At 73.5% G+C, this 15,481-nt stretch carries 6 protein-coding genes; 5 read left to right on the top strand and 1 reads right to left on the bottom strand.

The genetic code is table 11. The annotated features are described in order from the left end of the window. The first annotated feature begins 540 nt into the window (after positions 1-540). Entirely contained in the window at positions 541-5,676 is a 5,136-nt protein-coding gene (locus DQ392_RS02705) for an NAD-glutamate dehydrogenase (RefSeq protein WP_114013821.1), read from the top strand. Between the two features lie 122 nt (positions 5,677-5,798). Then, on the top strand, positions 5,799-7,976 hold the full coding sequence (locus tag DQ392_RS02700) for a hypothetical protein (RefSeq protein WP_245981104.1): 2,178 nt from the start codon (positions 5,799-5,801) through the stop codon (positions 7,974-7,976). On the opposite strand, the gene DQ392_RS02695 is transcribed toward DQ392_RS02700, so the two are convergent. After that, complete coding sequence (locus tag DQ392_RS02695) at positions 7,934-10,603, bottom strand: glycosyltransferase family 4 protein (RefSeq protein ID WP_114013820.1); 2,670 nt, start codon at positions 10,601-10,603, stop codon at positions 7,934-7,936. The genes DQ392_RS02700 and DQ392_RS02695 overlap by 43 nt on opposite strands. Positions 10,604-11,365: 762 nt before the next feature. Between DQ392_RS02695 and DQ392_RS36125 the strand changes: the two genes are divergently transcribed. From DQ392_RS36125 to DQ392_RS02680, 3 genes are all read left to right on the top strand, one after another. Further along, complete coding sequence (locus DQ392_RS36125; protein ID WP_245981103.1) at positions 11,366-12,538, top strand: acyltransferase family protein; 1,173 nt, start codon at positions 11,366-11,368, stop codon at positions 12,536-12,538. After that, positions 12,538-14,283, top strand: a complete 1,746-nt coding sequence (locus DQ392_RS34260) for an acyltransferase family protein (RefSeq protein ID WP_181856239.1) — start codon at positions 12,538-12,540, stop codon at positions 14,281-14,283. Before DQ392_RS36125 ends, DQ392_RS34260 begins: the two co-directional genes overlap by 1 nt. Before the next feature lie 139 nt (positions 14,284-14,422). After that, positions 14,423-15,367: a class I SAM-dependent methyltransferase gene (locus DQ392_RS02680; protein WP_114013819.1), complete on the top strand. Its 945-nt coding sequence runs from the start codon at positions 14,423-14,425 to the stop codon at positions 15,365-15,367. Positions 15,368-15,481: the final 114 nt, after the last annotated feature.

The raw sequence follows: 15,481 nt of genomic DNA, 5'->3' as shown, positions 1-15,481 counted from the left end.
CAACCAAGGGAGCCCCCGCTCCGACGGAGAGGGGGAAGCAGCGGCATGGGAGTAGTGTCAGCGGCGTCGTCGGCGAAACGGCGCCCGCCGACCGCCGTCGGCCGACCTCCGCTTTGGCCGAAGTCTCCCCGCTCCTGCCGGCCCCCGGCCCCCTCGTGCCGAAGAGCGGCCGTCGCGTGGCGGCATACAGCGGCACACAGCGGCATACGGCCGCACACAGCGGGCACGCGACGCCATGCGGCCGGGAAGGTGTCCGAAAGGGCCAAGACGATCTTTTCGGTCTCCCTCTTTGTACACATAAGGGCCATGACGCGAGGGTGCCGGAGAGAGATAGCCTGGCCTACGTGATCAGCGCGATATCCACCGGAGGGTCTGCCCGCGGGCGCCGCTCCGCTCAGCGCCCCCCGCGTGACCGCGCGTGGGGCGCCGCTGGTCGTCTCTCCCGGCACAGTGGCGGACCCGTGCGGACACCCCGTGTTCCGGCGCCGTGCCCCTTCCATCCCGACGTCACGCAACGGCGCGCGACAGGAGCCAGAGGACATGCAGAGCAAGCTGGAAGAAGCAAAAGCCGAGCGGCTGGCGGAAGCCGCGAGGGTGGCTGAACAGAGCCCGGCGCAGGGACGCCACCCGGTGCAGGGCCTCAACGGCCCCCAGGACGACGCCCTTGGCGCGTATCTCCAGCGGTACTACCTGCACACGGCGCCGGAGGACCTCACCGACCGTGACCCGGTCGACATCCTCGGCGGTGCACTCGCCCACTACCGTCTCGCGCAGGAGCGCCCGCAGGGCACGGCCAACGTGCGGGTGTACTCGCCGTCGATCGATGAGAACGGCTTCTCGTGCACGCACTCGGTGATCGAGGTCGTGACGGATGACATGCCGTTCCTGGTCGACTCGGTCACCAACGAGCTGTCCCGGCAGGGCCGCGGCATCCACGTCGTGATCCACCCGCAGATGGTGGTGCGCCGGGACCTGGCCGGGAAGCTGCTGGAGGTCCTGTCCGCCGGCCGTGACGACGTGGCGGCCCAGCAGGCCGACGCCGCGCAGCAGGCGGGAGCGGCTTCGCAGGGGCCGGGGAAGCGCCAGGCGAAGGAGAAGCGGGAGAAGCTGCCGCACGACGCGCTGGTCGAGTCGTGGATCCACGTCGAGATCGACCGTGAGACCGACCGGGAGGACCTCAAGCAGATCAGCGCGGATCTGCGCCGGGCGCTGTCGGACGTGCGGGAGGCGGTCGAGGACTGGCAGAAGATGCGGGGCGCGGCCCTGCGCATCGCGGACGAGCTGACGGGGGAGCCGACCGACGACCTGCCGGGTGAGGAGGTCGACGAGGCGCGTGAGCTGCTGCGCTGGCTGGCTGACGATCACTTCACCTTCCTTGGCTACCGCGAGTACGAGCTGGACGCGGAGAGCGGCAAGGGCGGCGGAAGCGGCAAGGACGCCAAGGCCGCCAAGAGCGGCAAGAGCGCCGGATCGGGCAAGGGCTCCAAGGACGGCAAGGACGCCGACGACGCCGACGACGCCGTGGAGGGCGAGGAGCTGACGCTCGCGCCGCTGCCGGGCACGGGCCTGGGCATCCTGCGGTCCGACCCGCACCAGCCGGGTGACGAGGGGCACCCGGTCTCGCCGTCGTTCAACCGGCTGCCCGCGGACGCGCGGGCGAAGGCGCGTGAGCACCGGATGCTGGTGCTCACGAAGGCGAACAGCCGTTCGACGGTGCACCGTGCCTCGTATCTGGACTACGTGGGTGTCAAGAAGTTCGACGCCGAGGGCAACGTGGTGGGGGAGCGGCGCTTCCTGGGCCTGTTCTCGTCCGCGGCCTACACGGAGTCGGTGCGGCGGGTGCCGGTCATCCGGCGGAAGGTCGCCGAGGTGCTGGACGGCGCCGGCTTCACACCGGACAGCCACGCGGGCCGCGACCTGCTGCAGATCCTGGAGACCTATCCGCGCGACGAGCTGTTCCAGACGCCGGCGGACGAGCTGCGCTCCATCGTCACCTCGGTCCTCTACCTCCAAGAGCGCCGCAAGCTGCGGCTGTACCTGCGTCAGGACGAGTACGGGCGGTACTACTCGGCGCTGGTCTACCTGCCGCGCGACCGCTACACGACCGGGGTGCGGCTGCGGCTGACGGACATCCTGACCGAGGAGCTGGGCGGCACCAGCGTCGACTTCACCGCCTGGAACACGGAGTCGGTGCTCTCCCGGCTGCACTTCGTGATCCGGGTGCGTACGGGCGCGGAGCTGCGGGAGCTGACGGACGCGGAGGTCGACCGCATCGAGACGCGGCTGGCCGAGGCGGCGCGCTCGTGGGCGGACGGCTTCAGCGAGGCGCTGGTCGCCGAGTGCGGCGAGGAGCAGGCCGCCGAGATGGCGCAGAAGTACGCGCACGCCTTCCCCGAGGGCTACAAGGCGGACTTCTCGCCGCGTGCGGCCGTGGCCGACTTGCAGCACATCGAGCAATTGGTGCGCGGCGGTGCGCAGGACGACTTCGCGCTGAGCCTGTACGAGCCGGTGGGTGCGGCTCCGGGGGAGCGGCGCTTCAAGATCTACCGCACGGGCAGTCCCGTCTCGCTCTCCGCCGTGCTGCCCGGGTTGCAGGCGATGGGCGTCGAGGTGGTGGACGAGCGCCCTTACGAGCTGCGCTGCGCGGACAGGTCGCACGCGTGGATCTACGACTTCGGGCTGCGGATGCCGGACGGGCAGCGGGGTCTGGAGGAGGAGACGCGGGAGCGTTTCCAGGAGGCGTTCGCGGCGGTGTGGACGGGCCACGCGGAGAACGACGGCCTCAACGCGCTGGTGCTCTCGGCCGGGTTGACCTGGCGGCAGGCGATGGTGCTGCGCGCGTACGCGAAGTATCTGCGGCAGGCGGGTTCGACGTTCAGCCAGGCGTACATCGAGGACACGCTGCGCGGGAACGTGCACACCACGCGGCTGCTCGTCAGCCTGTTCGAGGCCAGGCTGGACCCGACGCGCAGGCGCGCGGGGCACGAACTGGTCGACGGCATCCTGGAGGAGCTGAACGGGGCGCTGGACCAGGTCGCCAGCCTGGACGAGGACCGTATTCTGCGCTCCTTCCTCACCGTCATCACCGCCACCCTGCGCACCAACTACTTCCAGCTGGCCGGCGACGGCAGGCCGCACACCTACGTGTCGATGAAGCTGGACCCGCAGGCGATCCCGGACCTGCCCGCGCCGCGCCCCGCCTACGAGATCTGGGTGTACTCGCCGCGGGTCGAGGGCGTCCACCTGCGGTTCGGCAAGGTGGCGCGCGGTGGTCTGCGCTGGTCGGACCGGCGTGAGGACTTCCGCACGGAGATCCTCGGCCTGGTCAAGGCGCAGGAGGTCAAGAACACCGTCATCGTGCCGGTCGGCGCCAAGGGCGGCTTCGTCGGCAAGCAGCTGCCCGACCCGGCCGTGGACCGCGACGCGTGGCAGGCGGAGGGCATCGCCTGCTACAAGACGTTCATCTCGGGCCTGCTGGACGTCACCGACAACCTGGTCTTGGGCGAGGTCGAGTACCCCCAGGACGTGGTGCGCCACGACGAGGACGACACCTACCTCGTCGTCGCCGCGGACAAGGGCACGGCCACCTTCTCCGACATCGCCAACGAGGTCGCGAACTCCTACGGCTACTGGCTGGGGGACGCGTTCGCCTCCGGCGGTTCGGCAGGGTACGACCACAAGGGCATGGGCATCACGGCGCGCGGCGCCTGGGAGTCGGTCAAGCGGCACTTCCGCGAGCTGGGCCACGACACCCAGACGGAGGACTTCACCGTCGTCGGCGTCGGCGACATGTCGGGCGACGTGTTCGGCAACGGCATGCTGCTCTCCGAGCACATCCGCCTGGTGGCCGCCTTCGACCACCGGCACATCTTCCTCGACCCCGACCCGGAGGCGGCCACCTCCTACGCGGAGCGCCGCCGCCTGTTCGAGCTGCCGCGCTCCTCGTGGGCGGACTACGACACGACGCTGATCTCGGCCGGCGGCGGCGTCCACCCGCGCAGCGCCAAGTCGGTGCCGATCACCCCGCAGGTGCGGGAGGCGCTGGGCATCGAGCAGGGCGTCACCAAGATGACCCCCGCCGAGCTGATGCGCGCCATCCTGACGGCCCCCGTCGACCTGCTGTGGAACGGCGGCATCGGCACCTACGTCAAGGCGTCGACGGAGAGCGACGCGGACGTCGGCGACAAGGCCAACGACGCGATCCGGGTGGACGGCCAGGACCTGCGGGTCAAGGTCGTGGGCGAGGGCGGCAACCTGGGCTGCACCCAGCTGGGCCGGATCGAGTTCGCCTCGGACGGCGGGCGGATCAACACCGACGCGATCGACAACAGCGCGGGCGTGGACACCTCCGACCACGAGGTGAACATCAAGATCCTGCTCAACTCCGTGGTGGCCGACGGCGACATGACCGTCAAGCAGCGCAACAAGCTGCTCGCCCAGATGACGGACGAGGTCGGCGAGCTGGTGCTGCGCAACAACTACGCGCAGAACGCGGCGCTGTCCAACTCGCTGGCGCAGGCCCCCAGCCTGCTGCTGGCCAGCCAGCGGCAGATGCGCAGGCTCTCCAAGGAGGGCAAGCTGGACCGGCAGCTGGAGTTCCTGCCCTCCGACCGGCAGGTCCGCGAGCGGCTGAACAACGGCGAGGGGCTGACCCAGCCGGAGATCGCCGTGCTGCTCGCCTACACGAAGATCAACGTGACGGACGAGCTGATCACGACGTCGCTGCCGGACGACGCCTACCTGAATCGGCTGCTGTACTGCTACTTCCCCGAGGCGCTGCGCGAGCGCTTCGGACAGCAGATCGAGGCGCACGCGCTGCGCCGCGAGATCGTCACGACCGTCCTGGTCAACGACACCGTGAACGTCGCGGGCTCCACCTTCGTGCACCGTATGAAGGAGGAGTCGGGGGCCTCGACGGAGGAGATCGTGCGCGCCCACACGGCCGCGCGCGCCATCTTCCGGCTCGGTGACATCTGGGACGAGGTCGAGTCGCTGGACAACCAGGTCGCGGCCAATGTGCTCACCGACATCCGGCTGCGCTCCCGGCAGCTCGTCGAGCGCGGAACCCGCTGGCTGCTGAACAACCGTCCGCAGCCGCTGCTGCTGGCCGACACCATCGAGCTGTTCTCCGAGCGGGTGGAGACGGTGTGGGCGGAGCTGCCCAAGCTGCTCAAGGGCGACGACCTCAAGTGGCACCAGCGGGTGTACGACAAGCTGTCGGGCGCCGGTGTCCCCGCCGAGCTGGCGCAGCGGATGGCGGGCTCGGCCGCGGCGTTCTCCACGCTGGACGTGGTCGCGGTCGCGGACCGCATGGGCAAGGAGCTGATGGACGTCGCCGAGGTCTACTTCGACCTCGCCGACCGGCTGGGCATCACCCAGCTCCAGAGCCGCGTCAGCGAGCTGCCGCGGGCCGACCGCTGGCAGTCGATGGCCCGCTCCTCCATCCGCGAGGACCTGTACGCGGCGCACCAGCTGCTGGTGGCCGACGTGCTGGCCGCGGGCAACGGCGCCGACACGCCGGGGCAGCGGTACGAGGCGTGGGAGGAGAAGAACCGCGCCATCCTCGTGCGCGCCCGGGGCACCCTGGACGAGATCCAGGCCTCGGAGACGTTCGATCTGGCGAACCTGTCGGTGGCCATGCGGACGATGCGCACGCTGCTGCGCAGCAACCGCTGAGGCCCGGCGGGGTAGCCCGCTGCTGACCGCCGTGCCGGGAGGGACACCCTCCCGGCACGGCGGTCACGCGTTCGGCCCTCCACGGCGCGCGGGTCGCCTGCACCGCTGCTTACCGTGCAGAGATGGGTGGGCTGGTGGAGCGCGTGACCGGTGTGGACGACGCGGGCGCGGCGGAGAGCGCCGAGGCCGCGCGGGAGCGGCAGCGGCGCGTCCGCCGGATGCGGGACCGTACCCGGTCGGGATGCGCGCTCGGGCTGCTGGCCGCCGGCTACCTCTTCCAGGTCTGCGGCATCGCCGGGGCCGGGGCCGCCTTCGTCGTCCTCGGCGCAGCGCTGGGCCTGCTGACGGACGTGCTGCTGCCGCACCACGCGCGCAGGACGGAGCGGCGGCTGGCCCGGGCGCAGTTCACCCCTGCCGCCCGGCAGATGCTGCGGGACGCGCTGCTGCTGGGCGGCCTGGGCAGACTCGGCGTCCTCGACGCGGGCAGCACCGCGCCGCTGCTGGCGGCCGTGCTGGCGTGCTGGGCCCTGCACTTCCTGTGCCAGGCGGTCGCCGGGTCGGTGCGCGCCCGCAGACGGCTGCCCGTGGTCACCCGCAACATCGACGCCTCGGCGCTCGGGCTCACTCCCTCGCCGCCGACGCTGTTCGCGCAGCGGGCGACGGTGCGCCTGCTGGGTGTCGCGGCCGTGCTGACGGCGGGGATGAGCGCGTCGGCCGCGACGGGGGACCCGGCGTGGGCGCTGGCGGCGGCCCTGTGCTGCTGCGCCGGGATGCTCGCCGGTATCGCGTGGCTGGCCACCTGGCTGCTGCCGGGCAAGCGGGTGGCCGGCGAGGAGGAGGCGCTGGCCTGGCTGGACGGGTGGCTGGCGGAGTACCGGCCGACGGTGGGCATGTACTTCTCCGGCGGCAACGCCTCCGCGTACCAGGCGAACATGTGGCTGAGCACGCTGGCCGAGTTGGAGGGCCGGCCCGTGATCGTGCTGCGTGAGCGGTTCATGGTGCAAAAGATCGACCCGACGGACGTGCCCGTCCTGTGCGTGCCCAAGGTGTCGCACCTGATGCGGCTGGAGCACTCCACGCTCAAGGTGCTGCTGCACCCGGCGAACTCCGGCAAGACCTCGCAGGTGCTGCGCATCCCCACCCTCAAGCACGCCTTCATCAACCACGGCGAGTCCGACAAGCTCTCCTCCTGCAACCCCTACGCCAAGGCCTACGACCAGGTGTGGGTGGCGGGCGAGGCCGCCCGGGAGCGGTACGCGCTGGCGCACATCGGGGTGGAGGACAAGGATGTGGTCGAGGTCGGGCGCCCGCAGCTCGCGCCCATCGAGGCAGCGGGCACCCGCGCGGCCGGGGCGCGGGGCCGCGACGGCCGTCTCACCGTGCTGTACGCGCCGACCTGGGAGGGGTTCACCGACGATCCGGGCAACACCTCGGTGCTGGTGGCGGGCGAGGCGATCGTCTCCGCGCTGCTGGCCGACCCCGGGGTACGGCTGCTGTACAAGCCGCACCCGATGACCGGCACCGTCGACCCGCGCGCAGGAGAGGCCGACCAGCGCGTCCGTGCGCTGATCCAGCGGGCGAACGCCGGGCGGGACGGCGAGGAGCCGGGACCCGGGGCGCGGGCGGCGCTTCGGGAGGCGACCGCCGAGCTGCGCAGGCTCACCCGCGTGGACTTCGGCCGGCGTGCCGACGAGGTGGAGCGGATGCTGCGCCAGCCGGCCCCGGGACCCGGCCGCGCCCGGGAGGTGGAGGAGGCGGCGCGGGCGTGGGAGGAGGCGTACTGGGCGGCGCAGCCCGCCTGGCGGCACCAGATCGTCACCGCCGGCGGTCCTGGCCTCTTCTGCTGCTTCAACGAGGCCGACGTGCTGGTCTCGGACGTCTCGTCCGTCGTCTCCGACTACCTCAGCAGCGAGAAGCCGTACGCCGTCGCCAACACCAGCGGCCTAGAGGACGACGCCTTCCGGGCGGCCTGCCCCACCGTGCGTGCCGCCACCCTCCTCGGCCCGGACGGTACGGGCATCGACCGGCTGCTGCACACCGTGCGCCATCCGGAGGAGGACACCCTCGCTCCGGCCCGTGCCGCCTTGAAGGTCCGGCTGCTCGGGCCGGCCGAACCGCCGTCCCTGGTGCGCTTCAACCGGGCCGTGCGGGCGCTCGTGCGGGAGGCCGAGGCGCGCGAGGAGCGGGTGCGCGCGGTGGTCGGGGAGCCGCTCGACGCGGAGGGCGAGGTGGAGGCCGAGGAGGAGAGGGAGCGGGGTCAGGCGCTGGCGGAGGCGCTCGGCGAGGACGAGCGGCCCTGAGCGCTTCCCGCCGCCGGATCCGGGCCGTGCCGGCGAGCGCCCGTCTGCGCCTCGGATCCCTGCCACGATCCCGTGCCCTGGCGTGTCCCCGTCGCCTCCTGCCGCTGCCGCAGCTCCTCGTCGGAGTGGCGGGCGGCCGTCGATGAGGTGTGCTGCGTGGTCGCCGGCGCGGTGTGCTGTGCGGCCGCCGGCGTCGCGGGCTGTGTGGCCGCCGGTGCGGTGTGGTCGTCCGCCCTGGGCGCGGTCAGCGTTTTGAGGGTGAGGACCAGGTTGTTGTTGAGCGAGAAGTACAGCTGCACGGCCAGGTTGCTCTCGCCCAGCCGGGTGCGGGGGGTGACGTCGGTCTTCTTGCGGTCCGCCAGGTCGCCCAGCAGCCGCCCCAGGCGTACCCGGTCGGGACCGAGCCCCGGCCGCAGCCACAGGTCCCACACCCCCTCGGCCGCGCCGTCGGCGAAGGCCGCGGGCAGCTCGTAGGGCAGTTCCAGTTCGACGGTGTCCGCTTCGGTGCCCCGGCGGCCGGGGAACTCGAACGCCTGCCGGGGGTTGCCGCCGCGCGGTACCGCCACCAGCACGGGGCCGCCCGAGAGTTCGACGGTGCGCCGTGACAGCTCGGGCGCGACGCCCTGTCCGTACAACCGTGCGGTGAGGGCGTAGCCGTGCTCGCCGCGTACGAGACCTGTGACCTCCGCGTGCCGGTCGCGGGACCAGACCCGGACGGCCAGGCAGCCGTCCTCCGTCACGTACGGGATCCAGGGCTCCAGATGGCCGTCCGCGTTCACCGGTGCCGGCATGCTCAACAGCCGGGCCGTCTCGACCTGCTCGGCCTTGACCCGCTTGCTCCGCCCGTCCGAGGCGCGCTCGACGTAGGCGTCCCACCGGGCCTCGCGGAGGGAGGGGCCGTCCTGGCGGCTGAGACGGACCTCGACCCAGCCGTCCGCGTCGGCCTGCTCCCGGGGCGGCAGCGGGAGGCGGACGGGGGCGGTGCCGTCGCGGCCGCGGGGGCGGAGGGAGAGCGTGGCGGTGCTCCGGGGGAGGGTGGTGGCGCGCAGGCGGAACAGCAGCGCGCCGTCGTGCTGCGCCCGGACCCGGGCGAGCGGGCGCGGCAGGCTGCTGCCGCCCGCACGCGGGGTGCCCGACAGGATTCTCGCGAGGGGGCGCAGGGCGGGTACCAGCGCGCGGGGGACGACGCGGCGTGCGGCGCGGAGCGCACGGGCGCGCGCGCCGCGTGGTGCGGTACGGGAGCGCGCGCCGCGCGGCGCGGGTGCCAGGGGTGCCGTGGGCGCCCCCGTACGGGGTGCCGCTCCGGCCCCCTCGCCCGACGGGCGGTCGGCGCCCTGACCGGCCCCGGGGCCGGTGGCCGCGTCCTGTGCGGTGTCGGGGGCCGCGTCCCCCGCGGCGCCGCCGGTCGCCTGCCGTGTGGTGTCGTGCGCCGTCGGCCCGGTGCCGCCCGGTGTGCCGCGGCGCTCGGCGAGGAGACCTTCCATCAGCTCCTCGTACTCCCCCGCGATGCGCCGGGGGCTGTAGCGGGCGGCCTTCTCGCGGGCGGCGTGGCCCATGCGGGTGCGCAGGGCGGGGTCCTCCACGAGGTGGAGGAGCGCGTCGGCGTAGGCGTGGACGTTGGTGTCCTCGTTCTCGCCCAGCGGCGCGAGCAGCCCGTCGCGCCCGTTGGCGATGATCTCGCCGGGTCCGTAGGGGCAGTCGGTGCTGACGACGGGGACACCGCAGTGCATGGCCTCGACGAGGGTCATGCCGAAGGACTCGCCGTCGGAGGAGACGGCCGCGATGGAGCCCTTGGCCCACTCGGTCTCGATGGGGGAGTGGGCGCCCATCATGAAGGCGCGGTCGGACAGGCCGAGGCCGTCGAGGGTGCGGCGCAGCGCGTCGCGCTGGGGGCCTCGTCCGTACAGGCGCAGCGACCAGTCGGGGTGCTTGTCGGCGACGAGGGCGAAGGCGCGCAGCAGCCGGTCGTAGCGCTTGACCTTGATCAGGCGCCCCGCGGCGACGATGAGCTTCGCCTGCCCGTCCGAGGGCTCGACGTCGGCCGGCGGGACGGCGTTGGGGACGCAGACGATCCGGGCGCGGACGTCGGGCAGGGCGGCGCGGTAGGCGGCGGCGTCGGCGTAGGAGACGGTCACGAACCCGTCCAGGTGGGCGAGGGCCGCGTCCTGGTGGGTACGGATGTGGTCGCTGTGCATCCGGTGGGTGAGGTGTTCCTGGCCGATGCGGACGTAGCGCCTGGTGCCGTAGGCGGCGAGATAGTCGTTGATCTTCGGCCGGGTGCCGATGACGACGTCGGCGTCCAGGTTCTCCAGCAGGGCCTTGATCCGCAGGTCGCCGAGGCGGGTGGAGATGCCCCTCTCGAAGTGGTCGTGCCCTTCGGTGAAGCGCTCGCTGCGCTGGTGGTAGGCGGGGTCGTCGCCGTCGTAGGCGGGCGAGGAGCGGCGCAGGTCGATGAGCGAGGTCAGCCGTACACGCGGGTCGAAGCTGAGCGCGGGCTCCTGGCGGGAGCGGCGCAGGCTGACGACCTCCACCTGGTGCCGGTCGGCCAGGGCGCCGGAGAGGTTCACCGTTGATCTGATCGTCCCGCCGATTCCGTAGGCGTTGTCCAACAGGAACACGATCTTCATCGCGGCCTCCCCTTCACTCAGTGCTCTTTTGACCGTATTGACCGGATTTCTCCATTTCGTCCTCGTCTATTTCAGGTGGGAAAAGGGAGGAGATGCGTTCTTAACACTCGTATGTCCCTCGTTCGGCCCCGACGGCGGCATGCCGCGACGGCCGAAAGCCCGACCGCACCTACTGTCCGATCAATGGCCTCGCAGATCATCGACCCAGCCGGACCGGAAGGCGGCGTCGTCAGCCGACCCGCCGTCCCCGGCACGCGCGCGTCCGCCGCTCCCGGCGGCGGACGCGAGGCGGGGCCGGAACGGTCCGGCCGGGCCTCGCGGCCCGGCCGGTTCCTGCGGTGCGCCCGGTTCGGGCGGTCCGTCCGGCCCCTGCGGCCTCCGCGGTCCGTCTGGTCCTTGCGGTCCGCCCGGTTTCTGCGGTCCGTCCGGTCCGGGCGGCCCCTGCGGTGCGTCTGGCCCTCGGGGTCCGTCCGGTTCCTGCGGGTCGGGCGCAATGAGCCGTGCGGGTCGGCGCGTACGGGGGCGGCCCGGCCCGGGGGCGCGGGACGAGACCGGCTCTCCGGGGGCGCGGGGCGGGAGCGGCCTCCCCGGGACGCGGGGCGGGAGCGGCCTCCCCGGGACGCGGGAGGGGACGGGCCCCCGGCGGGCGGGCCCGGCCGGCCGGAACCGGGTGGGCCCGGCGGGCCGGCCCCCGGCGGACGCGCGGGCAAGGGTTCCGCCGAGCGCGACCCCTTTCTCGACAACGCCAAGTTCCTGCTGATCGTGCTCGTCGTCATCGGCCACACCTGGCCCATGGGGCTCGTCGAGGGCTCCCGCACCGTGAAGGCCGCCTACCTGTGGATCGCCTCGTTCCACATGCCCGCCTTCATCCTGCTCAGCGGCTACCTCTCGCGCGGCTTCACCGGACGGCCCGACCAGGTACGCAGACTGCTCGCCGGAGTGCTCGTGCCCTACCTCGTCTTCGAGGTGCTCTACAGCGCCGTCGAGGCCACCGTCTGGCACAAGCCCTACCGGCTCACGCTGACCGAACCCACCTTCGTGTGCTGGTTCCTGGCCGCGCTCTTCGTCTGGCGGCTGACCGCACCCGTGTGGCGCGTCGTGCCCTGGCCCGTCCCCGTCGCCGCGCTGATCTCCCTGGCCGCGGGCACCTCCACTCCGGGCCACGACCTGGCGCTGCCCCGCGTGCTGATGTTCCTCCCCTGGTTCGTGCTCGGACTGACCCTGGAGCCCGCGCACTTGGCACGACTGCGCGCCAACGGCTGGGCGCGCTGGTGCGCCCCCGCGGTGCTCACGGCCGGCGCCGCCGCGGCGTACGCGCTCGCCCCCGGCACCGATGTGCACTGGCTGTGGATGAGCTACGGCCAGGCCGACCTCGGCGTGGCCACGACGCCCTACCTGCTCGTGCGGCTGGCCCTGTTCGCGGTGACCGCGCTGATGACCGCCGCCTTCCTCGTCCTCGTACCCCGGCGCACGCTGTGGCTGACCGCGCTGGGCGCCGTCACCCTGTACCCGTATCTGCTGCACGGGCTGCTGGCCACCGCGGCGCACGCCTACGGCTGGGACGCGCCGCTGCGCCCGCTGGGCCCCCTGGGCGCCGCCCTGTTGACGGCACTGGGCGCCGCTGCCGCCGTCCTGCTGTCGACCGCGCCCGTACGGTGGCTCGCTCGACCCCTCGTCGAACCACCCCTGCCGGGCGTCACCCGCCCCCGGGCGAAGACCCGGCCTCGGGCGAGGCCCCGGACACGGACCCGGCCCGAGAGCGGGTCGGCCGACCCGGGCGCTGCGGGCGCGGCGGGTGGCCTCGCGACCGGTGCGGTGAGCGGCCCCGGCGGTTTGGGGGCGGGCGCGGTGCAGGGGCCGAGCGGACTCGGCACCGCCGGCGAGGCGCGGGATCAGGGAGAGCCGAGCGAGCCGAGCGAGCCGAGGACGGCGTGATGGCCTGGGACCCTTTCACCGACACCTACGCGACCCACGGTTACGCGGTGGGCGGAGCCGAACCCTGGGCCTCCCCACCGGGGTCCTGGCACCCCGCACCGGAAACCCGACGCTCCGCGCTCGGCAGCGGGCACATGCCCGCGGGACGCGGCGCCGTGACCGGGCACCCACCCGCGACGGGTCACTGGCCCGAGGCGGGACGCGGAGCCGGAACGGTCGGAGCCGCGACGACGGGTACAGGAACCGCCTACACCGGAATGGCCGGGCCAGGAACCGCCGGTCCCCGAACGGCCGGGACGCGGACCACCGGGGGCGGGGCCCTCGCCGGTGCGGCGCAGGGCGCCGCGCCCTACTCGCCGACCGCCCGCACCGCCCCGGTCCCGCCGGTCCCCGCCCCCTCCCCCTCGTCCGCCCCGCGACCGCGGCCCCGCGGCCGCGGGCTCGACGGCGCGCGCCCGCGATCCCGCACACGCGCCGGTGCGGCAACCGGGACGGCGGCGGGGGCCGGAACCCGGTCCAGGGCCCGAGACCGGGCCCCCGCCCCACCCACGGGCGCGACGCGCGCGGCGACGGGAGGGGCACGACTGCGGCGCCCGGACGGGCGCCGCCCCGCGCGGCGGTACGGCGGGCGGGACCCGTTCCTGGACAACGCGAAGTTCCTCCTGGTCGTCCTGGTGGTGCTGGCGCACAACTGGGCGCCCGTCGCCGACGGGATGCGCGGCGCCAAGGCGGCCTGGCTGCTGGTGTACGCCTTCCACCTGCCCGCCCTCTCCCTGCTGAGCGGCTGTCTTACGCGCGGTTTCACCGGGCGCCCGGACCAGGTGCGGAGGCTGTTGACGCACGTCCTGGTGCCCTATCTCGCCTTCGAGGCGGCGTACGCGGGGATGGACACGCTGCTGTGGGACCGGCCCTTCGCCGTCACGCTGACGCGGCCGTCCTTCGTGTGCTGGTTCCTGGCCGCGCTGCTCGTGTGGCGGCTGACCGCGCCGCTGTGGAGCGCGGTGCGCTGGCCCGTCGCGCTGGCCGCGCTCGTCTCCGTCGGCACCGGATTCCTGGAGGTGGGCGGCGGACCGGCCCTGCCGCGACTGCTGATGTACTGGCCGTGGTTCGTTCTCGGCCTGCGGCTGCGCCCCGCACACCTGCGCCTGGTGGGGAGCCGGGCGGCACGCCTGTGCGCGCTGCCTGTGGTGGCCGCCGCCGTGGTGGGGGCCTGGTGGGCGGCGCCCAGGGTGAGCCGCGACTGGCTGCTGATGGAGGCGACCAGCGAGGAGTTGGGGCTGTCCCCGTTGCGGTACGTGTGCGTGCGGCTCGCGCTCTTCGGTGTGGGCGCGGTCCTCGTCGCCGCCTTCCTGGCCCTCGTCTCCTCCCGGGTGACCAGGTTCTCCGCGCTGGGGGCGTGCGCGCTGTATCCGTTCCTGCTGCACGGGCTGGTGATCGAGGCCGTCGAGAGGGCGGGCGGCTACGGGCTCGTCCTCGCCTGGGGTCTGCCGGCTGTGGCGGGGACGACGGTGCTGGCCGTCGGGCTCGCCGTGCTGCTGAGCACGCCGCAGGTGCGCAGCTGTCTGTGGCCGTTCGTCGAACCGCCGTTCCCCGCCTGGCTGCGGGCCCGTGACCGCTCTGGTGGCGATCCGGCGGACCCGCGCCCCTCTGAGGGCCTCGCGGGCGGAGCGTTTCCGCACGGCCCCGTGCCGGGCGTGGACCGTGCCCGCCAGGGCGGTTCCTCCGCCGCGCGGAACGGTCGCTGAACTCCGGGTGGCCCGCGGACGGCGGCGCGCGGAAGCTTCGCCGAGGTGCGGTTCCTGGGCGTGCGCCGGCTCGGACCGGCCCCCTATACAGGGCCTCGGCCCCCTCGAACGTCCCCGTCCGCAGAGGAGACCCGCCTCCATGACCACCACAGCCGCGTCCACGTCCGGCCGGACACCGGCCGCCCCAGAACCGGGCGGCCGGGCGCAGGCACTGCCCGCACCGCGCTCCTTCGACGAGGTGCCCGGCTGGTTCTACCGCACGGATCTCATCCTCTTCGACTGGTTCCTCAGCCGTCAGCGGGAACTGCGGCACCGCGGCGACCTGCTGGAGATGGGCGCCTACATGGGCAAGAGCGCCGTTCTCATGCGGGCCTACCTCGACGCGCCGCACGAACGCTTCACCGTCTGCGACCTGTTCGGCTCCGAGGCGCCGGACGCCGCCAACGCGCGTGAGATGCGCGGCTCCTACGCGACCCTCACCCGACGCGCGTTCGAGGCCAACTACGGCTCCTTCTGGGACGACCTGCCGCACATCCTCCAGGCGCCCACCACCGTGGTGCCGCGCGAGGTGGAGGACGGCAGCTGCCGCTTCGTCCACGTGGACGCCTCGCACCTGTACGAGCACGTGTACGGCGACATCGCGGCCGCCCGGGACGCCCTCGGGCCCGAGGGCGTCGTCGTGCTCGACGACTACCGCTCCGACCACACCCCGGGCGTCGCCTGCGCCACCTGGCAGGCCGTACTGGAGAGCGGGCTGCGGCCCGTGTGCGTCTCCAGCCACAAGTTCTACGGCACGTGGGGCGACGCGGAACCCTGGCAGGACGCGTTGCACGCCGCGCTGCGGGAGCGGGGCAGGTGCTGGTTGCAGTGGCAGGAGGTGGCGGGCAGGCGGATGCTGCTGGTCGGTGCGCGGAAGTCCGACGCGCCGCCGGTGCCCGTCTCGCGGCACGCGCCGGCGCCGGACGCCGCCGCCGCGCGGGCGCCGCGCACCCGTGCCGCCCGCCGCCTCGCCGTCGACCTCCTGCCCCCCGTGGTGACCCGCGCCCTCGTCCGCGCCCGCGACACCCGCCGCACGGCACGCTGACGGCGGGGCCGCCACCGGGTGCCGGAAACGCGTTTCCGGCACCCGGCGCCTCTAGGGAGTGTCTTCAAAGTAGCGGCGTCCGCCCGGAGGGCGTGCCAGACACCGCCAGGCAGG

The sequence above is a fragment of the Streptomyces reniochalinae genome (genome assembly GCF_003323735.1).
GTDB classification, from domain to species: Bacteria; Actinomycetota; Actinomycetes; order Streptomycetales; family Streptomycetaceae; genus Streptomyces; species Streptomyces reniochalinae.
Note: the sequence above shows the minus strand (reverse complement) of the source record. Positions and strands in the feature narration are given on the sequence as shown.

What these genes read in the sequence shown, in the direction of transcription:
- DQ392_RS02680 (WP_114013819.1), top strand. Translation starts at nt 14,423, where the DNA reads ATGACCACCACAGCCGCGTCCACGTCCGGCCGGACACCGGCCGCCCCA.
- DQ392_RS34260 (WP_181856239.1), top strand. Translation starts at nt 12,538, where the DNA reads ATGGCCTGGGACCCTTTCACCGACACCTACGCGACCCACGGTTACGCG.
- DQ392_RS02695 (WP_114013820.1), bottom strand. Translation starts at nt 10,603, where the DNA reads ATGAAGATCGTGTTCCTGTTGGACAACGCCTACGGAATCGGCGGGACG.
- DQ392_RS02705 (WP_114013821.1), top strand. Translation starts at nt 541, where the DNA reads ATGCAGAGCAAGCTGGAAGAAGCAAAAGCCGAGCGGCTGGCGGAAGCC.
- DQ392_RS02700 (WP_245981104.1), top strand. Translation starts at nt 5,799, where the DNA reads ATGGGTGGGCTGGTGGAGCGCGTGACCGGTGTGGACGACGCGGGCGCG.